A 20,701-nucleotide genomic window follows, 5' to 3' on the forward strand; every position below is an offset into this window, starting at 1 on the left:
TGGAGGAATCGATGTGAAAACGAAAAAAATCAAAGATATTATGACAAAAAAAGTAGTGACATGTCAGCAAGACGACAATACGTATGAAGCGGCAGTCAAAATGAGAGACGCGGACATTGGGGCCATTCCGGTGGTTGACGGAGATCAGCTCGTTGGCATAGTGACAGACCGTGACCTTGTACTCAGAGGCATTGCAGAAAAAAAGCCAAACTCACAGGAAGTGGGCTCGCTGATGACGAAGGAAGTACTGACAGCTGAAGAAGATGCAACGCTTGAAGAAATTGTCCGGCTGATGTCAGAGCACCAGCTCCGCCGCATTCCTGTTGTGAAAAATGGCGCATTAACAGGGATTGTCGCTCTTGGAGATTTATCAGTCGAAGATTTATCAAATGATCGCGCGGGAGATGCACTGACAGAAATCTCTCAACAGGATCAAGATCACGGGCAAGGATTTCTTCATTAAGAGGGGCATATTTTAAATTCGTGTTAAATAGGCTGTATTGTCGTTGATAAATGAAGCGAGTTTTGTTTAAATGACAGTAGAAGGTACTTTTTGTACCTTGCCAATTTAACGGAGGTGTTTATTTGAAAACTGTGCTCAAAACACTCCTCATCCTCCTGATTATATCTGGAACGTACGTTCTGTTTATTCAATATGGATCTTCACCAGAAAAAGAAAACAGCAATGAACCGAAGGTGTCTAATGAAGAAACATCTAGCGATAAGCCGATCAACATCCCGAAAAAGGGGCTCATGTCCTTTATGGGGAAATCTTCAAACGAAGTGCTTAAACAGCTGGGAGAACCAGATCGCATTGATCCTTCCGCATATGATTATGACTGGTGGATATACAACCAATCGAAGAAGCACTATATTCAAGTAGGGGTAAAGGATAGTAAAGTGGTGACCCTGTTTGCAACAGGAGACGGGCTCAATGTCGAACCGTTTAAAATCGGTCAAGCCACAAGTGAAGTATTTAAAAAAACACAAATTGCACCTTACATTCATGTAGAGGATGAACAAAATTCATACCGCTTTGAATTCTCAGAAGATGATATGAATACAAGACCCACTGTGAAAGTGGGAGATGATGTGTATGTTCAGCTTTACATGGATAAGTTTGAAAGCACTCTTTCAAGTATCAGGGCGTTTAACGCAGATACATTTGTGAAACAAAAGCCATATGAGGTCGTCTATCGTGGTCAATTGATAGAACCTGAGGCAATATCAGGTGAAAAATGGAAAGAGATCGAAGCTTCCAGTCAAAAACAAATTTTTGATATGACCAATATTATCCGTCATAAGTACAAACTGCCGACCTTAAGGTGGGATGATGAAACCTCTGAAGTGGCATTCATGCATAGTGAGGACATGAAAGAGAATCATTATTTCTCCCATGAATCAAAAAAATACGGTACGCTGAAAGATCGGTTAGAAAGAGGCGAGGTGGCATTTCAGCTCGCAGGTGAAAACATTGCCTATAATTATGTAGATGGACCTGCAGCGGTAGAAGGCTGGCTCAATAGTGAAGGTCATAGGAAGGCGTTATTAAATAAAGATTACACACACCTTGGCGTAGGTGTGAAAGAAAAATACTACACTCAAAACTTCATCAAGAAAACATCTTAAACGAAAGCAGCTGCACAATCGCAGCTGTTTTTTTGATTGAAAAAGAGGCTCACCAAAATAGCTGCTGGTGTATATAGTATAGTAGGCATTTGTATGGGGGGTGAGGATATGACAAACAAACAAAAACAAACATCCATTGATGAATTTAAACAATTCGTCAGACGCCATCCGAAGTTAATTCAAGAAGTGCAAACGCAAGAAAAAAGCTGGCAAAGTGTATACGAAAATTGGATCATGTTTGGTGAAGAAGACGAGATGTGGTCTCCTTACCGGCAAACGCAATCTGAAGGCGGTAAAGAAGAAAAAGCCTCTAAGCCAAGTGAATTGGGAAAAGCAGATTTTATGTCTAAAATGGTTTCTGCTGTGAAAAAAATGGACGCTGATCAAATGAATGAACAAATCAACAAAATGAGCCAGTCTATTTCCTCTTTACAAAGCTTACTCGGACAATTTTCATCAAATGGCTCAAAGAAAGGTTCATCTGGAGGCAGTCAGCACCCATTCTCCTTCAGGAAAGATTAATTGAAAGGGGATGCTTTTGGTGCGGAAAGAAGTACAGGAGTTTGTCATGGCCGAAGAGGATCGAATCAAATTCATCAGACAGCGTCCTCTCTGGTACAGACAGCTGACTCGACATCCTGAAAAGCTATCGTCCTTTGAATTAGATAAAATGAATTTTTACGAAAAAACCATTCCTCATCGTGTGAGTCAGTTGAGCAACAGTGTTCAAATGGCTGAAATGATGATTCAAATGTTCCAAGCAATGCGCAATCAAAATGGAGCCGGGTGAGGCTTTTTTGAGTTGATTAAGATGTCTATTTCCTGAGCATCCTATAAAAGTAGATGAAAGGAGAATCAGAAGATGAAATGGATGCTGTCAATATGCGCATTGCTTTTTCTTGTCACCGGGTGTCAAAGTCAACATGGAGAGAAGCAAGTCATGAAGCAAGATCCAGCTGTACCAGTGATGCAGCAAGCCGAAAGCGAAATGAAGCAGCAAGGCTTTTTAAAATACAAAGTGCAGGGGTCTTCTGTCTATATAGAAAGTACACTACAAGATTTTCATCTTGAACCTTCGCGTCTAAAAAAGAATGAGAAGACGGGATATTTTACAGTGTATGTAGACGGAAAACGTGCAGGCAATGAGTATACTGCTGCATTTGTGGTCAAGCATCTTTCAAAAGGAAAGCATAAAATGACCGTTGTGCTCAATTCCCGTCATCCAGAATATAAGCAGAAAAGAGAAACATGGGATGTATTTGTCACGTAAAAGCATTTTCTGATCCATAGGTTTCGTGGTAAACTATGAATTGGAGGTGCAACATTTATGTATGCGACAATCGAATCTGTGGAGCTCCAAGAGGAAGCGAATCAATTGGCTGCCATGATTCTTCAGTCGGAGGAGGCTGAACATTACCGCAACTGCTTTAAGCGTCTCCAGCAAGACGAAGAAGCCCAACAAATTATTGCCCATTTTACAAAAGTAAAAGAGCAATATGAGGATGTGCAGCGGTTCGGCAAATACCATCCGGACTATAGAACGATCTCAAAGGAAATGCGTGAGGTCAAAAGAAAGTTAGATCTTCACGATACAGTGGTTGATTTCAAAAAAGCAGAAACAGCGATTCAATCCATCTTAGATGAGATTAGTATTGAAATCGGTCAAGCTGTATCAGCATATATCAAAGTTCCAACAGGGAACCCATATTTTGATGGTCTATCATCATGCGGCGGTGGCTGTGGATCAGGTGGCAGCTGTGGCTGTAAAGTATCTTGACGAGACTTGAATGTCTCGTCTTTTACATAATGACTGAAAAGAATTGAAAAAGCGGCAGGTGAAAAGATGGAAACCAAACGTCAAGGGATGGTCGTTTGGCTGCATTCGTTAAAGCAGTCAAAGGCGCTAAGAAAATTTGGAAATGTTCACTATATTTCAAGGAAAATGAAGTATGCAGTGATCTATTGTGATATGAATGATCTCGAGCGTCATATGGCTAAGCTCAGCTCATTGCCATTTGTGAAGCGTGTTGAGCCTTCATATAAACCTTTTATTAAATTAGAGTACGAATCCAAATTGGACAAAGCAAAAGAGTATGATTATAAAGTGGGCTTTTAAAGACACAAAAAAATCCCCGCGGCATCACCCGCGGGGTCCTTCTATTCTTAATGATTCATTAAGGAGAAGGCAAAGGGAGAGGAGAAACCGGAGGAAGAACTTATGGGGAAACGTAAGTCTTCTCCGCGGTTGGCAACAGCACCACATCAGATGCTGTTATAAATAGTATGACCCCGCATTCCTTGATCTATACATAGAAAATGAATGAAAATCCTTGCATTGTCCCCTGCGGAGTGTTGTGGTAAGATAATGTTGAATTTTTTGTCATAAACAATAACCAATAGAAGCAAGCAGAAAAAGTGGTGGGAAAATGAGAGTCATCTCTGGAACGAGAAAAGGCCGCACACTTAAAGCGGTACCAGGTCAATCAACAAGACCGACGACAGATAAAGTAAAAGAATCGATATTTAATATGATCGGCCCGTATTTTGATGGCGGATGGGCCCTTGATTTATTTGCGGGAAGCGGTGGTTTAGGAATTGAAGCGCTTTCCAGAGGATTCGATCATTGCATTTTCGTTGATCGAGATATGAAGGCAATTCAGACGATTAAAGGAAACCTCAATCAATTGTCGCTGCTCGATCAAAGTGAAGTGTTTCGAAACGAGGCAAAGCGTGCACTCTCAGCCGTTGTGAAACGAGAGGAATCCTTTCAAGCGATCTTTCTTGATCCGCCTTATAAAGATCAACAGCTGAAAGCACTTCTTGAAATGATTGACGAGCATGCCTTATTAACAGATGACGGCGTGATCGTGTGTGAGCATGATAAGGACGTCACACTGCCAGAGGAAGCTGGACAGCTTTACATATCAAGACAGGAACTGTACGGGTTGACTGGTATTACGATCTATAGAAAGCGGGGAAATTAAAGCATGGGAAACATAGCCGTTTGTCCGGGTAGCTTTGATCCAGTCACATTGGGCCATTTGGATATCATCAAAAGAGGTGCAAAGATCTTTGATGAAGTGTATGTATGTGTACTAAATAACTCATCCAAACAACCGTTATTTACCGTTGAAGAACGGTGTGAGCTCATTCGCCAGGCGACGAAGGATCTGCCAAATATCAAAGTTGAATCCTTTCACGGTCTGCTTATTGATTATGCGAAACAAAAAGAAGCCAAAGTCATTTTACGCGGATTAAGAGCTGTGACGGACTTTGAATATGAAATGCAAGGCACATCAATGAATAAAGTGTTAAACGATGAAATTGAAACGTTTTTCATGATGACCAACAATCAATATTCCTTCTTAAGTTCCAGCATTGTCAAAGAAGTAGCGAAATATCAAGGATTAGTCAAAGATCTTGTCCCAAAAGAGGTAGAAGCAGCGCTGAAAGAAAAATTTAAAGGATGAGTGCACCGCACCGTGCACTCATCCTTTTTTTAATTTCTGATAGTATAGCGCGATATACAAGATCAAGCTGCATAGCGTGATCAATGGGCCAGCTGTCACAAGCTGATTCCAAAGCACACTGCTGTACACGACGACCTGCTGGCTTGCTTCAAAGGCACCTGCTGGGAGAGCCATGTCAGATCGAGAGACATAAAGAGGCTTGAACAATAAAAAGGCAAAAACAGCTGCATAAATTCCGTGAAGCAAACGAGCGAAGAAAAACGGTTTAAAGCGTATATCTGTTGCCGCCAGAATGCCAGCGACCTGAGCTTGAACAGAAAACCCGCTGAATCCTAATATAAAGCTGACGACAATCGTTTTAGCAAGAAGGGTGACTTCCTGTGACCCTGTCAGCTGACTTCCTAATGTGATTTCAAATAAACCGGCAATCATCGCAAGATCTAATTCTGGCGGAAGATGCATCGTTTGCAGCATATATCCGATCCCTATGGATAAGAGGTCCGTCACATGAACAACTGACAGCATTTTACTAAATACAGAAAATAAGATAATAAAGCCGCCAATCATAAAGAGAGTTTGGACTGATGACATCACCGCATCACTTAAAATTTGGCCGAGCGGTCTTTTCTCTGCGAGTCTTGCTGTATGAAGAGCGCTGAATGCCTCTTGAAACGGTGGGAATAAAAATCCCTTACGGCTTCTCAGATGTGCATCATGCCGCGCTTTATATCCCCGCATCGTCACACCAACAGCGAGATTCCCTAAATAATGTGCGCATGCCAAAACAATCCCTAAAGCTGGATGATGAAAAAAACCAACAGCCACCGCACCGAAAATAAACAATGGATTCGATGAATTTGTAAAAGAAACGAGGCGCTCTGCTTCGATTTGTGTCAGTTGTCCTTCCTGCCTGAGTCTTGTGGTTAATTTCGCACCAGAAGGGAAGCCTGATGCCATTCCCATTGCTAGGACAAATCCCCCTACACCAGGCACTCGAAAGATGGGGCGCATAAATGGCTCTAATAATACCCCGACAAATCTGACAATCCCGAAACTAATTAATAGCTCGGACAAAATAAAAAAAGGAAGCAATGATGGAAATACAACCTCCCACCACATTGCAAGTCCATTTTTAGACGCTTGCAAAGAGGCTTGTGGATGTGTAATCACAGTGGCTGTTAAAAAGATAAAAAAAGCAGCGATGAACAGAGTGTTCCATTTTTTCATGGAGATTTCGCCCCTTGCTGTTATGATCTATTGGCGAGCTCGTGATCAAAAAAGAAAGACACTAGCCGAGCCTGTCTTCTATTACTATACGAGCAGAAGGGGCATGTTTAGACCAATAGATTCGTATATATGCATAGAAAAGAGGAGGGTGGATTTTCATGAGGCGACCAGTCATTGGACTTGCGTTAGGCTCCGGGGGTGCGAGGGGAATGGCGCATATCGGAGTTTTATCTAGTCTTGAGAAACAAGGAATTCAGGTAGATATGATCGCTGGCAGCAGTATTGGCGCACTTGTTGGGAGCTTTTATGCGGCAGGACAAGACGTAGAAAAAATGAAAAAACTTGCACTTGTCTTCAGAAGAAAGTATTATGCTGACTATACACTGCCAAAAATCGGTCTTTTAAAAGGGAATCGAATGTTGCAGCTGATTCACACGTTTACATATGGGAAGAAATTTGAAGAATTAAGAATGCCCCTTGCGGTGGTTGCCTGTGACCTCGAGACAGGGGAGAAGGTCGTGTTTAAAAAAGGGTCTGTTTCACAAGCAGTCAGAGCAAGCATCAGCATTCCGGGCGTGTTTGTTCCTCATGAAATGGGCGGCAGACAGCTAGTCGATGGAGCGGTTGTTGACCGCATTCCTGTGTCTGTTTTAAAAGAAATGGGCGCGGACCTCATTATCGCCTCTGATGTATCAAGGGTGAAAAAAACAGAAAAGGCGACGAGATTATCGGATGTGATTATGCAAAGTTTGGACATCCTTCAAAATGAATTGGTCCGCCATCAAACCATTCACGCTGATGTCATGATCCGGCCGAGGCTTGAAACATTTAGCTCGAGTGCATTTACACAGGTGCAGGAGATGATTGAAGCAGGTGAGCTCGCTGCAGATCAACTAACAGGTAAACTGAAAGATGTCATTGATAAATGGGAGTGTTAATCGAATGAAAAAATTGAATATTCGCTGGCTCAGCTTTTTTGTCGTTATCCTTGTATTATTTGGCTTAACCTTTGTCAAACTGCCATATTACGTGACAAAGCCGGGTGATGCAACCGAGATTGCTCCCCACATTCAAGTAGACGGCGGATATGGCGAGAAGGGCAGCTTCTCACTTATGACGATAAAAGTAGGTCCAGCCAATCCGTATACGTATTTGCTTGCGAAAATGAATAAATATGACGAGATCGTCCCGGAAGAAAATATTAAAGCGGACGGGGAGTCGGATGAAGATTATATGAAAAGACAGCTACAGCTGATGAAAAGCTCTCAAGAAAATGCCATGATTGCAGCGTATACAAAAGCAGGCAAAAAAGTAGATTATACGTTTAACGGGGTATATGCTAGCTACGTGATGAAAGGAATGCCTGCTTACGGCAAAATTGAAGTGGGCGACCGAATCAAAAGCGTTGATGGCAAGACCTATGATTCTGCTGATAAAATGGTTTCGTATATCAGCAGCAAAAAAGCAGGTACATCTGTCCGTTTTGTCCTTGAACGAAATGGCAAAGACATCACGGAGAAAGTGAAATTAAAACCATTTAAAGAAGAGCCGAATCGAGTTGGAATCGGTGTATCATTATTTACAGATCGAAATGTGAAAGTCTCGCCTTCCATTAAGGTGGATATTGAAAATATCGGCGGCCCATCAGCAGGTCTCATGATGTCACTTGAGATTTATAACCAGCTCACAAAAGAAGACGAAACACATGGCTATGCGATTGCGGGAACGGGGACGATTGACGCCGATGGAACGGTCGGTCCAATTGGCGGAATCGATCAAAAGGTCGTGGCGGCAGATAAAGCCGGAAAAGATATATTCTTTGCACCAAACGATAAAGGTGATTCAAATTCAGACTACCGAAATGCTGTCAAAACAGCGAAAGATATTAAAAGTGATATGAAAATTGTGCCTGTAGATACGATGCAAGATGCCCTGAACTATTTAAACAAATTAAAAGAGAAAGCATCTTAATCAAAGAAGAGCAGCCTTCATCAAGGCTGCTCTTTTTGTTAAGACTGGAAGAGACCAGTCTCTTCATCATATCGGATCGGTGAGGTTTTAAACTCCGCTTCCGTTAAGTCCGTTTGCATTGGCTCACTAACGGGCAGGCTGAAGACGCGGGACGCGCGAATATCAAGATCAAGTGCGGGATGTGAAAAGGCAGATAGCTTGCTTATGAGCGGCACGTCCAATTCTTTTTTCACAAGAGATAAGTATTGCTGCCCTTTCTTTGACATACCAAGTAAACGAATGTAAGGCGCTTCTCTCTCTTTCAGCAGCTCATGCATGGCACTCTTTTTCACCCTCATTAAGAGATGTGTATTCATCCGCTGCAGCCTTGTCCACGTATATCGTTTTGTTTTCACAAGAGATAGATATTCCTCGTAGGAGGACGCATGTGAAATCGCCTTTTGCATGCGGTGTTCGATGCCTTCTTCGATTTCATAGATGCCTTCTAGTTCTGCTGTATCCATTGTGTGAAAGACTTGTTTTAAGAAGCTAAAGTAGGCTTCTTGCGTATGTAAAAGACCATAAGAAGAATGATAGTCATGTAATTGCTTGAGCGTAGCTTCTGGGAGATATGGGGCGACTGTTTCAAATGTGCCGTGATCTTTTAAGGCTTTTCGTATACTTGTTGCGCTTGCGATTTTCTGATTTTTAGGAAGTTCTTCATCATGATAACCAGATGAAATCCTTTGAGAGGTAAAGGGCTGCATGTGAGGGGATCTCTCCAAGATGGCTTTGACATAATGGAAACCTAAAATGTTATTTGGCTTGGACAGATCCAGTAAGTGCTTAGGATCAATCACCTCTTGAAACGCAGCTGCTGCAGCTGCTGGATAACTAAGGCCTTCTTTCACCTTTTCTTTTGTGAAAAGGTCAATTTCTCCTTTTTTCTCAAGCCAAGCATGAGCCGTTCGCTCAAATGCTTTAATGTCACCATCCTCGCTGCCGAAAAAAAGGGAGCGGCATTTTAAAGCATCTAGAATCGCCACAGCACCGTTTGCAAAGGTTTCTGCCTTTTGCACTGCGTATATGTATGGAAGCTCACACACAATGTCTACACCGTTTTGCAGCGCCATTTTTGTCCGCGCCCATTTTGAGACGATGGCAGGCTCACCGCGCTGGAGGAAGGAACCGCTCATGACGGCAATGGCAACATCTGAGGAGGTATGTGTTTTCGCCTGACGAACATGATAGGCATGTCCATAATGAAATGGATTATACTCGACAACGACTCCTGTTGCTTTCAATAGATGTTCCGCCTTTCTTGCTATGGTTAAATGGTCTATGCTACAGTAGCATAAGGGAAAAATGAAGCCCATTTTTTTCAGTGTAGGCATTCCGCGAACTGATGTCAAACAACCCTCTGACATCACAAAGGACTGTAAAGAAAAAATATTGACAAATAACATGATGAAAGCTATAATCATGTTTGTTGCTCTTAGAGGTGATACAATTGAAATGGACAGTTTATCAGTTACATCAAAAAGCTAAAAACAGCTTCGATTTTCATGAGACGGTTGACTTAAATGAACTTACTAGCCTTCATTCAGATATACGTCGCATTTCACCGGTAGAGGTGAAAGGGACTGGAGTGATCGAATCAAAGCAAGTCGCATTTGATTTAACCATCACAGGTGAAATGACATTGCCTTGTTCAAGAACGCTTGTTGATGTAAATTATCCATTTGCGATTTCAACGAAAGAACTATTTGTACTTCATAAGACAGACGATATAGAAGATGAAGACGTTTCTATTGTAGAAGACGACATCATCGACTTAACGCCTATAGTCAAGGAAGAAATTCTTCTTGAAGTGCCGATGCAAATCTTTTGCGACCAAACGGATGTAAAAGGTGCTGCACCACAAGAAGGGAATGACTGGGCGGTCATTTCGGAAGATGCACATCAAAACCGAATTGATCCGCGTCTGGAAGGCTTGAAGAAGCTCTTAGAAGAAAATAATGAATCTTAACTCTTTAAGGAGGTGGGAATAATGGCTGTACCTTTTAGAAGAACTTCTAAAATGAAAAAAAGATTGCGTCGTACGCATTTCAAACTACAAGTACCTGGTATGGTAGCTTGCCCAGAATGCGGTGAAATGAAAATTTCTCATCGTGTCTGCAAATCTTGCGGAACATACAAAGGCAAAGACGTAAAAAGCAACTAATGCTTGATAAAAAAACGTGAGGGAATCTTCCCTTGCGTTTTTTTATTTGTCTATTTTTTAGGTTTCTCTCCTGCAAATAGTCTATCTACTCTAGTAGGCGCATATGATGTGGTATTCAGATTCAGGGGGGATGATCAATTGACGATTACAAGGCAGGACGCATGGACACAAGATGAAGATTTACTTTTAGCAGAAGTCGTCTTAAGGCACATTCGAGATGGAGGAACGCAGCTTTCCGCATTTGAGGAAGTCGGGAAAGCATTGTCAAGAACAGCTGCAGCATGTGGTTTCAGGTGGAACTCATACGTTAGAAAACAATATCAGGCAGGCATAGAGCTGGCGAAAAAACAGCGGAAAGAACTGCGTAAAAAAATCGGTATTCATTCCTCTGGTTTACCACAGCATGCGTTAACCATAGAAGAGAAGACATCTTCAATTCAGGCTGAATTGACCCTTCGAGAAGTGATTCAGTTTTTAGAGCAGCTTGAAAAAGAACCTGATGGACCTGCTCATTTACGCGAGGAACTGGCAGATGCACAGCATCAATTGAAGTCACTTACAGAAGAAAATGAACACTTAAAGCGGCAATTAAAAATGACAGAAGAAGATTACCGGGCACTCATAGGTATTGTTGAAAGAGTCAAACAGAATATCAGCTTAAAAGAATATGCTAAATAAAGAGACGCCCCTCACAGAGAAAGGAGGGGCGTTTTGTGATCAGTCTTTAAGCGGATTCACCTGTATTTTTTTGAATATGAGCGGGCTCCCAGATGAGTGGATTTTCACCCTTATCGCGCTCCATATCATATTTTACTGCTTCAAAGCCCATTTTATCCCAAAAACCGGCTGATTTGACGCGCGGATTGGTCCGAATTGGCAATCCGAACGATTTGGCGAATTCAACAAGTGCTTCGCCGTACCCTTTGCGCTGATACCCAGGAAGCACTTCCAGCTTCCACAGCTCTAAATAATCATGATTGTGGTTAAAATACGTTGTCGTTGAGCCGTCCACTTGATAAAGGCTCATACGTGCCACTAGCTTATCTCCAAAATAAATCCCGTAAAATGGAGAGTTGCTGTCATTTTCAATCATATTGCTTTCAAGGTCTTCAAGCATGGATAGCTCTTGTATGCCGTATTCCTTAAATTGTTTAAATTCCTCTAAAGTTTTGTAATTAATTAGAAGTCGTTTTACTTGTGCCATATGATATTCCCCCTTACACACATAATGTCGACAGTGATGTCATTGAAGGCGTTTTCATCCCATCCGCCTCGAAAAGTTTTTACACTTATTATTATAGTTTTTAAATTAAAAAAATTCAATCATAGCGCGCCATCTGCTTTTTGCATCACGACATGAACCTGTTACAATAATTGATATAATGAAGTAAACAGAAAAAGGGAAGTGCGGCAGTTGAACATTGGAATCATTGGCGGCGGTGCGATTGGTCTGCTTTGTGCTAGTTATTTATCACAGCATCATGACATCACGGTCTGTACAAGAAGAAAAGAGCAGGCAGAAGAGATTCGAGCATCAGGCATTCAGCGAACAGTAAAAGGAGAAACATGTCAGGCGGCTGTTCATGCACAGACAGGAATAACAGGAGTATTTGATTTGCTCATCGTGACGGTGAAATATCATCATTTGCAAGATGTGCTCGATGAATTATCGACATTACCTCGTCAGCGTATCTTATTTTTACAGAACGGAATGGCTCACTTATTAGATTTGGAGAATTGGAAAACGGCACATTCATTATATATAGGTGTGGTAGAGCACGGGGCTATGAAGATGTCAGATCATGCAGTGGACCATACAGGTATCGGTGTTATCAAGTGGGGGGCATTTCAGCATGAAGAAGCAGCTGATATAAAAAATGCATTGAATGAGACATCATCTCATTTTCAGATGATCTATACGGATGAATGGAAAAAGGTGCTGGAGGAAAAACTGCTTGTCAATGTCTGTATTAATCCGCTGACGGCTTTGTTGCATGTGAGAAACGGGGAATTGATCGCAAACCCCTCATATGAATACATGATGAAATGTGCATTTGATGAAGCGGTATCCATCTTGGGATTGTCTGAAAAAGAGCGGCTCTGGCCTTATGTCATCTCTATTTGTGAGAAAACGGCTGCTAATCAGTCGTCTATGCTTCAAGATATTATGAAAGGCCGCCAAACCGAAAGAAAAGCCATCGTTGGCTATCTTTTAAAAAAGGCTCAAGCTCAAGGTGTTGCGGCGCCACATCTTACTTTTTTTTATCGAAGCTTGGAAGTATTGGAAAAAAAGCAAACAAAATCTTTTGAGTGAGATCATTTACATGCTATACTTTTTTCGGGAAACTAACTATTTATTGAAGAAAGGAAGTTCTAAACATGCAATTGACTGAACTTTCCATCCGAAGTCAGAATTTATTCATACGTGATTATATAGAAGAAAAAAAAGAGATGACGACTTTTTTTGATTATGATATACATTCTGAGCACACATGGAAAAAGAGATACGACGATCTCATGGAAATGAGCTTCCCGCGCGAGGCTTTAGCGGATTATATGAGCGCATACCATGCAAAGTTTGAATCGGAAGCGATGCGTCAGAACATTGAAAAGATCCGTGATGAACGGAGTGTCATGGTGGTTGGAGGACAGCAGGCTGGTCTATTAACAGGACCGCTTTATACCATACATAAAATCATATCCATCATTCAGTTTGCAAAAGAAAAAGAAACAGAGCTTGGGGTCCCTGTGATTCCAGTCTTTTGGGTAGCCGGTGAGGATCATGACGTAGATGAAATTAATTTTGTGTACACGTCTGGCGAAAAAGGTCCAGCTAAACAAAAGCTGCCATTACATAACGTCAAAAAAGCGGCTGCGAAAAGAATCCCGCTTGATCAAGAAAAAACCGAGAAATGGCTCCGTGATGTGTTTTCAACATATGAAGAATCTGCGTACACCAATGACTTGCTCGATCAGCTTCTTCGATGTTTACGCAAATCACAAACCTTTACTGATTTCTTTGAATGGATTGTAAGTGACCTCTTTGAAGAAGATGGGCTGCTTTTATTTAATTCAGGCGACTTAGGTGTCAAACCGCTTGAGCGTGCGTTATTCAAGCACATTGTCGAGACAAATGATGCAGTCACTGCTCGCTTAAAAGACACGCAGGCCGCCATGAAACGAGCAGGATATCAGCCGATCATTGAAGCTGCTGACAATCAAGCAAACCTATTTTACGAATATGATGAGGAACGTTTCCTAATTGAAAAAGAGAACGGCCGGTTTTCTATATCAGAAGTGGGGCTTACATGGACAAAGGAAGAGCTTCTGCAGGAAGTCGAGGAGCACCCAGAACGATTTAGCAACAATGTGGTGACGCGTCCCTTGATGCAGGAAACCCTTCTCCCAACACTTGCTTTTATGGCAGGACACGGTGAGGTTAACTATTGGGGAGAACTGAAAGGAATCTTTGAGCATTTTAAATTAAAGATGGCGCCTGTTCTTCCAAGACTGCATGTGACCATTCTTGAAAGGCACATCGACAAGAAACTGCCGGTTAGAGAACTGTCGGTAGAAGAAGTGCTGACAAGCGGAGTGAATGAAAAGAAAGAATCGCACTTTGAACAAAGTCTTCCAGACAGCTTTGTTCAAGCGGTTCAACAGGCCAAACGTGAATTAGCGAATGCTCATGGTGTGATGAGACAAGAAGCACTGGAGATTGAACCAAACTTCGAGCAGCTGCTAGATAAAAATGCCAAATTTATCGAAGACCAGCTTCAATTTGTTTATCAAAAGGTGGCGCAACGTGTGGAAGAGAAGGAAGGATATATCCTTCGGGACTTTGAACGGATTGAAAATAGTTTAAAACCACTGGACGCCCCGCAAGAAAGAATTTGGAATATCATGTATTTTTTAAACAAATATGGACCAGAATTCTTCAAAACGTTCAAAAATCTGCCATTTTCATTTCAAAACAAGCAACAAATTGTCAAACTTTGAAATAAAGTTTTAATGAACCCTGACTAGTTCAGGGTTTTTTTTTATGTAGAAACAGTGTAGAATAAGTTTTGTGGAGAGAAGTGGTGGATAGTGGAGAGTAAGGGTGAGAAAGTGGGGCTCTGATTATCATGTTCATGGGTGAATACCAGCATACGATTGATACAAAAGGGCGCATGATCATCCCTGCTAAATTTAGAGACGGTCTCGGAGAACAGTTTGTGCTGACGAGAGGGCTTGATCAATGTTTATTTGGCTACCCTATGAGTGAGTGGAAACTAATCGAAGAGAAACTCAAAGCACTACCGCTAACGAAAAAAGATGCACGTGCGTTTACCCGGTTCTTCTTCTCTGGCGCAGTCGAATGCGATCTGGACAAGCAGGGGCGTATAAACATCGCATCAAACCTACTCCAATATGCAAAACTCGAAAAAGAATGTGTGGTCATCGGCGTTTCAAATCGAATTGAGTTGTGGAGTAAGTCGATCTGGGAACAATATACAGAAGAGCAAGAAGATTCTTTTGCTGAAATTGCTGAAAACATGATTGGATTTGATATATAATAATCCCTTGTGCAGCAAGCTTTCTACACATTCATTTCTATTTGAAAAAGGTGGGACCATAACATCATGTTTCAACATGAGACAGTATTATTAAAAGAAACGGTTGACGGTTTAAACGTAAAAGAAGACGGTACATATGTGGACTGCACGCTGGGCGGAGCAGGTCATAGCTCATATTTACTATCTCAATTATCAGAAAAAGGAACATTGATTGGATTTGACCAAGACGATGCTGCACTGGATCATGCACGAGAGAAGCTCGCGGATGCTAAAGCGAACATTCTTTTCATAAAAAGCAACTTCCGATATTTAAAAGAACGTCTGAATGAACAAGGTATTACAAGCGTAGACGGTGTGATTTTTGACCTTGGGGTTTCATCTCCTCAGCTCGACACACCAGAGAGAGGCTTTAGTTATCACCATGATGCACCTCTTGACATGCGAATGGATCAATCAGCCGCATTGTCGGCAAAAAAAGTGGTGAATGAATGGCCATTTGAAGATCTAGTTCGGATTTTCTACAAATATGGGGAAGAAAAATTCAGCAAGCAAATCGCACGCAAAATTGAAGAAGCAAGAAAAAAAGCGCCAATTGAAACAACGGGTGAGCTTGTCGACATTATCAAAGAAGGAATTCCGGCACCTGCAAGACGAACTGGCGGACATCCAGCGAAAAGAGTGTTTCAAGCGATTCGAATTGCCGTAAATGATGAATTGAAAGTATTTGAAGAAGCACTAGAACAAGCAATAGAGTTACTCAATCCGAAGGGGAGAATTTCTGTCATTACATTCCATTCACTTGAAGACCGGATTTGTAAAAGTACATTTAGAGAAATGTCTTCTCTTCCAGAACTTCCGCACGGACTACCAGTGATTCCAGAAGGACTTGAACCAAAGCTGAAGCTGATCACGAGAAAACCGATCGTTGCATCAGAACAAGAGCTGGAACATAACAACCGTGCCCGTTCAGCGAAGCTCCGAATTGCAGAAAAAAAGTAAAACGACACCATAGATGATGATAAAAAGGAGGTTTCTTATGAGTAATTTGGCTTATCAAAGAGAAGTGAAGCAACATCAAACAGAGCAGCAAGGCCAATCGGTTGTCATTAAAAGAAGAGGTTCTATCACACTTGGTGAAAAAATCTTACTTGTCATGTTTGTCATGGCTCTTATGTGCAGCTCCATTCTCATCATTTCTAAAGCCTTTGCTGTCTATCACGCCAATATTGAAGTGCAGAAATTAGAACAGCAAGTATCTTTAGAATCGAAGAAGATCACTGAGCTTCAAAAGGAAAAAGACTTGCTGAGTGAACCAGAAAGAATCATCGAAGCCGCGAAAAAAGCAGGCTTAAGCATATCGAAAGATGTTAAGAAGGTCGATTAACATGGCGATGCCTAAAAAGAATAAAATGATGAACAGAGGCGCGGCAATTGCAAGTATTTGCTTCGCCCTGTTTTTCTTTATCATCCTAGCACGTTTTATCTATATTCAGATTACAGGAACGGTTGATGGACAAGTGTTAGCCGCCAAGGCTAATGAACAATATCAATCGAAGAAAACACTTGAAGCCAAAAGAGGGTCTATTTTAGACCGGAATGGAAATGTGATTGCTGAGGATACATCTGTGTATAAGCTTATTGCGGTCATGAGCAAGAAAATGACAGTGGACCCTAAGCACCCAATGCATGTCGTCGATAAAGAAAAGACGGCAAAAGAGCTCTCAAAAGTCATCGATATGAGTGAAAGCGAAATTTTAAAGCGTCTCAATACAAAAGATGCATTCCAAGTTGAGTTTGGTAAAGCGGGGAAAGATATTAGTTTTTCAACGAAGGAAAAAATTGAAAAGCTAAAGCTTCCAGGGGTCGCATTTGAAAAAGACACGAAGCGATATTATCCAAACGGCATGTTTGCTTCTAACCTGATCGGTTATGCCAGATTAGATGAGGCGACAAAGGACATGTCAGGTGCAATGGGACTTGAGAAGGCACTGAACAAATATTTAAAAGAAAAAGACGGCTATGTGACATATAACAGTGACAGAAGCGGATGGGCCTTGCCGAATAGTAAAGAAGACATTGTCGCCCCGAAAGACGGGAAAAATGTCACGCTGACCATCGATCAAAAAATTCAAGCGTTTCTTGAAGAAAGTATGACGCAGGTTGCCAAAAAGTATAAGCCGAAGAAAATCATTGCCACAGTCGTTGATCCGAAAACTGGAAAGGTTCTCGCGATGGGGCAGCGGCCAAGCTTTAATTTAAATGAACTAGACATTACGAATTATAACAATGATGTCATTTCATATGCGTTTGAACCAGGTTCAACGATGAAGATCTTTACCCTCGCTGCGGCGATCCAAGAAGGGGTCTACCAAGGCAGTGGCAAATATCAATCTGGTACTTATAAAGTAGGCGGCGGCCTTGTGAGAGACCACAACAACGGAAATGGCTGGGGGAAAATTGACTTTCATCAAGGGGTTCTCCGCTCATCAAACGTGGCCTTTGCAAAGCTGGCGAAAGAAAAACTAGGCTTCACACGATACGAACAATATTTGCAGAAGTTCCATTTCTATGACAAAACGGGGATTGACTTGCCGAACGAAGCGTCTAGCAAAATCAATTATAGATACGAATATGACAAAGCATCGACGGCTTATGGTCAAGCGTCAGCCATCACACCGATTCAACAAATCGAAGCAGCCACAGCGATAGCAAACGGCGGAACAATGATGAAGCCATATGTCATTGACCATATTACAGACCCGAATACAAACAAAACGATTTTGCAGCACGAACCAACAGCAGCAGGAAAACCGATTTCATCTGATACAGCGAAGCAAGTTCGCGACATTTTAGGTGAGGTTGTTTCCTCAAAAATTGGAACAGGTCAGCCTTACCAAATCAAAGGATTCGACGTTGCTGGAAAAACAGGAACGGGGCAAATTGGGGGTGCCGGCGGTTACCTCCAAGGAAGAAACGATTACGTCTTTTCATTTATGGGAATGGCGCCAAAAGATGATCCGAAGCTGCTTGTTTATGTAGCTGTACAGCAGCCGCAGCTGTCTGAAACAGAAACAGGGTCTGCCCCGGTTTCTCAAATCTTTAACCCTGTGATGAAAAATAGTCTGCTATATTTAAATATTGCACCAACAAAAACAGACGATAAAAAATCAGGCGAACAAAAAGTGAAACAAGAAACGATGCCTTCATTCCTTGATTTAGAAGTGAAGCAGGCAGAAACAGAAGCCAAAAATAAACACTTAGCGCCTGTTGTCATCGGCGACGGCCTGTCTATTAAACGCCAGTGGCCGAGTGCGGGCTCTGAATTCTCTGAAAGCCAGAAAGTCTTCTTGAAAACAGCAGGGAAAACCATTAAGATGCCTGACATGACAGGCTGGTCCAGAAGGGAAGTCCTTCAATATGCTTCGATTTCCGGTGTGCATATAGAAACAAATGGACAAGGATATGCTGTGAAACAAAGTGTCAAAAGTGGAGCGGTTATTTCAGACAAAGTCGTCACTGTGACATTTAAAAGCCCAAATTAACTTTAAAGCCTAGCAAACCGCTTGCTAGGTTTTTTCTTTTGCTCCAGCAGAATATCACGTAGCGTTCTACAAAAGGACGGGCCTGCATATGATGAAAACAAGCCATATGTAAGGAGTGAACCGGGCGTGCGAGTGTCAAGTGTAACAGTGAGAAAACGATTGCTTTTCGTGCTGCTGTTTGGGGTGATCATTTTTTTCATCATAGATACTAGATTAGGATATGTACAGTTTATAATGGGCGAGAAGCTGACAAGCTTAGCAAAAGATTCATGGAGCCGAAACCTTCCATTCGAACCGGAAAGGGGAGATATTTTGGACCGGAATGGGGTAGAGCTTGCGACGAACAAAAGTGCCCCATCTATATTGGTCGTCCCTCGGCAAATTAAAGATCCCGCAGAAACAAGCAAGAAACTGGCAGCAGTACTGAATATGTCTGAAGAGAAAGCGTACAAGCATGTCACGAAGAAAACATCAATTGAACGAATTTCTCCTGAGGGCAGAAAGGTATCTCATGAAAAAGCAAAAGAAGTAAGAGAGCTTGATTTAGAAGGTGTGTATGTAGCAGAAGACAGCATCAGACATTATCCGTTTGGCAGCTTTCTTTCACATGTACTGGGCTTTGCTGGAATCGATAATCAAGGTTTACTTGGACTGGAAGCCTACTATGACGATGATCTAAAAGGCGAAAAAGGTTCTGTGAAGTTTTATTCCGATGCAAAAGGGCAGAAAATGCCAGATGAAGCAGACGATTATACACCGCCTAAAGATGGTCTTGATATGAAATTAACAGTCGATTCAAAAGTACAAACCATCATAGAACGGGAATTAGACAATGCGCAGGCAAAGTATAATCCAGATGGTATGATTGCGATTGCGATGAATCCGAAAAATGGTGAAGTGCTGGGAATGTCAAGCAGACCAGATTTTGATCCAGCTGACTATCAATCAGTTGACCCAAAAGTGTTTAACCGAAATCTTCCGGTGTGGAGCACATATGAGCCGGGTTCGACGTTTAAAATTATTACACTTGCAGCAGCATTAGAAGAAAAGAAAGTAAATTTAAAGCGCGATTCATTTTTTGACAGCGGATCTGTGACAGTTGATGGTGCAAGACTTAGGTGCTGGAAAAAAGGCGGGCACGGATCACAGTCATTCTTGGAAGTGGTTCAAAATTCCTGTAACCCCGGCTTTGTAGAGCTAGGAGACCGTCTTGGGAAAGATAAATTATTTTCCTATATTAAAAATTTCGGATTTGGCCAAAAAACAGGAATCGACCTTCAAGGGGAAGGGCGGGGGATTTTGTTCCCGCTTGATCGTGTAGGTCCTGTAGAGCAGGCGACCACGGCCTTTGGGCAAGGTGTATCTGTTACGCCGATTCAGCAAGTAGCTGCAGTAGCAGCTGCGGTAAATGGCGGGACACTTTACACGCCTTATATTGCAAAAGAATGGATAGATCCAATCACAAAAGAGGTCGTGAAAAAGCAATCACCGATTGCCAAAAAGAAAGTGATTTCAGCAGAGACATCTAAAGAAATCAGGTTTGCACTTGAAAGTGTAGTCGCCCAAGGAACTGGCCGAAATGCATTTGTTGAAGGGTATCGGGTCGGCGGAAAAACAGGAACAGCACAGAAGGTAAAGGACGGAAAGTATATGGAGAATAACCATATTGTGTCGTTTATCGGATTTGCGCCTGCAGATGACCCAAGTATTGTAGTCTATGTGGCTGTGGATAACCCAAAAGGCACCATTCAATTTGGTGGTACCGTGGCCGCACCAATTGTTGGTCATATTATGCGGGACAGCCTGCCAGAGATGGGTGTGAAAAAAAGAAAAGGGCAAATTGAAAAGAAGTACCAGTGGCTGGACACAAAAACCATTGAAGTACCGAATCTTGTAGGAGGATCTGTTTCAGATCTTGAAACCCTCTTGATCAACCTAAAGATCGATGCCTCAGGAACTGGCAGTAAAGTAGTGAAGCAATCACCTGCTGCTGGGACAAAGGTCAAAGAAGGCTCCACGATCAGATTATACTTAAACGATGAATAATAAAGAATGAACAGAGGGTAGCCGCACTCATTCGGCTGCCTCTTTTTGTTGAAA

General features: G+C 42.0%; 24 protein-coding genes. 21 read left to right on the forward strand and 3 right to left on the reverse strand.

Annotation, left to right across the window (positions count from 1 at the left end):
- The first annotated feature begins 40 nt into the window (after positions 1-40).
- From C6Y02_RS05220 to coaD, 9 genes are all read left to right on the forward strand, one after another.
- On the forward strand, positions 41-463 hold the full coding sequence (locus C6Y02_RS05220; protein WP_034663862.1) for a CBS domain-containing protein: 423 nt from the start codon (positions 41-43) through the stop codon (positions 461-463).
- A 122-nt stretch (positions 464-585) separates the two neighbouring features.
- A complete protein-coding gene (locus tag C6Y02_RS05225; protein ID WP_060596180.1) occupies positions 586-1,629 on the forward strand; it encodes a CAP domain-containing protein in 1,044 nt (347 codons plus the stop codon).
- Positions 1,630-1,737: 108 nt separating this feature from the next.
- Positions 1,738-2,151, forward strand: coding sequence for a YlbD family protein (locus C6Y02_RS05230; RefSeq protein WP_034662600.1), 414 nt, complete (start codon positions 1,738-1,740; stop codon positions 2,149-2,151).
- Positions 2,152-2,170: 19 nt separating this feature from the next.
- On the forward strand, positions 2,171-2,419 hold the full coding sequence (locus C6Y02_RS05235) for a YlbE-like family protein (RefSeq protein ID WP_034318044.1): 249 nt from the start codon (positions 2,171-2,173) through the stop codon (positions 2,417-2,419).
- Positions 2,420-2,491: 72 nt separating this feature from the next.
- Positions 2,492-2,899, forward strand: a complete 408-nt coding sequence (locus C6Y02_RS05240) for a hypothetical protein (protein WP_060596181.1) — start codon at positions 2,492-2,494, stop codon at positions 2,897-2,899.
- A 57-nt stretch (positions 2,900-2,956) separates the two neighbouring features.
- Positions 2,957-3,406 carry a regulatory iron-sulfur-containing complex subunit RicF gene (ricF, locus tag C6Y02_RS05245; RefSeq protein ID WP_007499807.1) on the forward strand — a complete coding sequence of 150 codons (450 nt, stop codon included), beginning with the start codon at positions 2,957-2,959 and terminating at the stop codon, positions 3,404-3,406.
- Positions 3,407-3,472: 66 nt separating this feature from the next.
- Entirely contained in the window at positions 3,473-3,745 is a 273-nt protein-coding gene (locus C6Y02_RS05250) for a YlbG family protein (protein WP_003212137.1), read from the forward strand.
- Between the two features lie 280 nt (positions 3,746-4,025).
- Entirely contained in the window at positions 4,026-4,613 is a 588-nt protein-coding gene (rsmD, locus tag C6Y02_RS05255; protein WP_258182064.1) for a 16S rRNA (guanine(966)-N(2))-methyltransferase RsmD, read from the forward strand.
- A 3-nt stretch (positions 4,614-4,616) separates the two neighbouring features.
- Positions 4,617-5,099: a pantetheine-phosphate adenylyltransferase gene (coaD, locus tag C6Y02_RS05260; RefSeq protein WP_106030797.1), complete on the forward strand. Its 483-nt coding sequence runs from the start codon at positions 4,617-4,619 to the stop codon at positions 5,097-5,099.
- An 18-nt stretch (positions 5,100-5,117) separates the two neighbouring features.
- On the opposite strand, the gene ylbJ is transcribed toward coaD, so the two are convergent.
- Positions 5,118-6,326 (reverse strand): sporulation integral membrane protein YlbJ, encoded by a 1,209-nt coding sequence (ylbJ, locus tag C6Y02_RS05265; RefSeq protein ID WP_106030798.1) that lies wholly within the window; start codon positions 6,324-6,326, stop codon positions 5,118-5,120.
- 158 nt (positions 6,327-6,484) lie between these two features.
- Between ylbJ and C6Y02_RS05270 the strand changes: the two genes are divergently transcribed.
- Together C6Y02_RS05270 and C6Y02_RS05275 are read left to right on the forward strand one after the other, a co-directional pair.
- Complete coding sequence (locus C6Y02_RS05270) at positions 6,485-7,264, forward strand: patatin-like phospholipase family protein (protein ID WP_034662583.1); 780 nt, start codon at positions 6,485-6,487, stop codon at positions 7,262-7,264.
- 4 nt (positions 7,265-7,268) lie between these two features.
- A complete protein-coding gene (locus C6Y02_RS05275; RefSeq protein ID WP_106030799.1) occupies positions 7,269-8,297 on the forward strand; it encodes a SepM family pheromone-processing serine protease in 1,029 nt (342 codons plus the stop codon).
- Positions 8,298-8,335: 38 nt separating this feature from the next.
- Here C6Y02_RS05275 and C6Y02_RS05280 read toward each other — a convergent pair whose 3' ends face one another.
- Positions 8,336-9,580, reverse strand: coding sequence for a nucleotidyltransferase (locus C6Y02_RS05280; protein WP_060596400.1), 1,245 nt, complete (start codon positions 9,578-9,580; stop codon positions 8,336-8,338).
- 206 nt (positions 9,581-9,786) lie between these two features.
- Between C6Y02_RS05280 and C6Y02_RS05285 the strand changes: the two genes are divergently transcribed.
- The 3 genes from C6Y02_RS05285 (at position 9,787) to gerR (ending at position 11,178) form a co-directional block, all read left to right on the forward strand.
- On the forward strand, positions 9,787-10,305 hold the full coding sequence (locus C6Y02_RS05285) for a YceD family protein (protein ID WP_034662575.1): 519 nt from the start codon (positions 9,787-9,789) through the stop codon (positions 10,303-10,305).
- Positions 10,306-10,326: 21 nt separating this feature from the next.
- Positions 10,327-10,500: a 50S ribosomal protein L32 gene (gene rpmF, locus C6Y02_RS05290; RefSeq protein ID WP_008354700.1), complete on the forward strand. Its 174-nt coding sequence runs from the start codon at positions 10,327-10,329 to the stop codon at positions 10,498-10,500.
- Between the two features lie 138 nt (positions 10,501-10,638).
- Complete coding sequence (gerR, locus tag C6Y02_RS05295) at positions 10,639-11,178, forward strand: sporulation-specific transcriptional regulator GerR (protein ID WP_060596186.1); 540 nt, start codon at positions 10,639-10,641, stop codon at positions 11,176-11,178.
- 46 nt (positions 11,179-11,224) lie between these two features.
- Here gerR and C6Y02_RS05300 read toward each other — a convergent pair whose 3' ends face one another.
- A complete protein-coding gene (locus C6Y02_RS05300; protein ID WP_003211702.1) occupies positions 11,225-11,704 on the reverse strand; it encodes an N-acetyltransferase in 480 nt (159 codons plus the stop codon).
- 210 nt (positions 11,705-11,914) lie between these two features.
- Here C6Y02_RS05300 and C6Y02_RS05305 point away from each other — a divergent pair, with 210 nt between their 5' ends.
- From C6Y02_RS05305 to C6Y02_RS05340, 7 genes are all read left to right on the forward strand, one after another.
- Positions 11,915-12,814 carry a 2-dehydropantoate 2-reductase gene (locus C6Y02_RS05305; RefSeq protein ID WP_106030801.1) on the forward strand — a complete coding sequence of 300 codons (900 nt, stop codon included), beginning with the start codon at positions 11,915-11,917 and terminating at the stop codon, positions 12,812-12,814.
- Between the two features lie 65 nt (positions 12,815-12,879).
- The gene (gene bshC, locus C6Y02_RS05310; RefSeq protein ID WP_106030802.1) at positions 12,880-14,499 is read left to right on the forward strand and encodes a bacillithiol biosynthesis cysteine-adding enzyme BshC; all 1,620 of its coding nucleotides are present in this window, start codon (positions 12,880-12,882) and stop codon (positions 14,497-14,499) included.
- Between the two features lie 128 nt (positions 14,500-14,627).
- On the forward strand, positions 14,628-15,059 hold the full coding sequence (gene mraZ, locus C6Y02_RS05315; protein ID WP_003211163.1) for a division/cell wall cluster transcriptional repressor MraZ: 432 nt from the start codon (positions 14,628-14,630) through the stop codon (positions 15,057-15,059).
- Positions 15,060-15,125: 66 nt separating this feature from the next.
- On the forward strand, positions 15,126-16,058 hold the full coding sequence (gene rsmH, locus C6Y02_RS05320) for a 16S rRNA (cytosine(1402)-N(4))-methyltransferase RsmH (RefSeq protein WP_034662564.1): 933 nt from the start codon (positions 15,126-15,128) through the stop codon (positions 16,056-16,058).
- A 37-nt stretch (positions 16,059-16,095) separates the two neighbouring features.
- Positions 16,096-16,443, forward strand: a complete 348-nt coding sequence (ftsL, locus tag C6Y02_RS05325) for a cell division protein FtsL (protein ID WP_012009864.1) — start codon at positions 16,096-16,098, stop codon at positions 16,441-16,443.
- Positions 16,444-16,450: 7 nt separating this feature from the next.
- Positions 16,451-18,601: a penicillin-binding protein gene (locus C6Y02_RS05330; RefSeq protein WP_223256507.1), complete on the forward strand. Its 2,151-nt coding sequence runs from the start codon at positions 16,451-16,453 to the stop codon at positions 18,599-18,601.
- A 126-nt stretch (positions 18,602-18,727) separates the two neighbouring features.
- Entirely contained in the window at positions 18,728-20,647 is a 1,920-nt protein-coding gene (locus tag C6Y02_RS05340) for a stage V sporulation protein D (RefSeq protein ID WP_060596190.1), read from the forward strand.
- The last annotated feature ends 54 nt before the right edge of the window (positions 20,648-20,701 follow it).

This window comes from Bacillus sp. NMCC4 (assembly GCF_002998555.1).
Classification (GTDB): Bacteria; Bacillota; Bacilli; order Bacillales; family Bacillaceae; genus Bacillus.

Excerpts from the sequence above, each read along its gene's own strand:
- mraZ (WP_003211163.1), top strand. The coding sequence starts at position 14,628 with ATGTTCATGGGTGAATACCAGCATACGATTGATACAAAAGGGCGCATG.
- ricF (WP_007499807.1), top strand. The coding sequence starts at position 2,957 with ATGTATGCGACAATCGAATCTGTGGAGCTCCAAGAGGAAGCGAATCAA.
- C6Y02_RS05275 (WP_106030799.1), top strand. The coding sequence starts at position 7,269 with ATGAAAAAATTGAATATTCGCTGGCTCAGCTTTTTTGTCGTTATCCTT.
- ftsL (WP_012009864.1), top strand. The coding sequence starts at position 16,096 with ATGAGTAATTTGGCTTATCAAAGAGAAGTGAAGCAACATCAAACAGAG.
- C6Y02_RS05220 (WP_034663862.1), top strand. The coding sequence starts at position 41 with ATGACAAAAAAAGTAGTGACATGTCAGCAAGACGACAATACGTATGAA.
- rsmH (WP_034662564.1), top strand. The coding sequence starts at position 15,126 with ATGTTTCAACATGAGACAGTATTATTAAAAGAAACGGTTGACGGTTTA.
- ylbJ (WP_106030798.1), bottom strand. The coding sequence starts at position 6,326 with ATGAAAAAATGGAACACTCTGTTCATCGCTGCTTTTTTTATCTTTTTA.
- C6Y02_RS05300 (WP_003211702.1), bottom strand. The coding sequence starts at position 11,704 with ATGGCACAAGTAAAACGACTTCTAATTAATTACAAAACTTTAGAGGAA.
- C6Y02_RS05230 (WP_034662600.1), top strand. The coding sequence starts at position 1,738 with ATGACAAACAAACAAAAACAAACATCCATTGATGAATTTAAACAATTC.
- rpmF (WP_008354700.1), top strand. The coding sequence starts at position 10,327 with ATGGCTGTACCTTTTAGAAGAACTTCTAAAATGAAAAAAAGATTGCGT.
- coaD (WP_106030797.1), top strand. The coding sequence starts at position 4,617 with ATGGGAAACATAGCCGTTTGTCCGGGTAGCTTTGATCCAGTCACATTG.
- bshC (WP_106030802.1), top strand. The coding sequence starts at position 12,880 with ATGCAATTGACTGAACTTTCCATCCGAAGTCAGAATTTATTCATACGT.
- C6Y02_RS05240 (WP_060596181.1), top strand. The coding sequence starts at position 2,492 with ATGAAATGGATGCTGTCAATATGCGCATTGCTTTTTCTTGTCACCGGG.
- C6Y02_RS05250 (WP_003212137.1), top strand. The coding sequence starts at position 3,473 with ATGGAAACCAAACGTCAAGGGATGGTCGTTTGGCTGCATTCGTTAAAG.
- C6Y02_RS05270 (WP_034662583.1), top strand. The coding sequence starts at position 6,485 with ATGAGGCGACCAGTCATTGGACTTGCGTTAGGCTCCGGGGGTGCGAGG.
- C6Y02_RS05330 (WP_223256507.1), top strand. The coding sequence starts at position 16,451 with ATGCCTAAAAAGAATAAAATGATGAACAGAGGCGCGGCAATTGCAAGT.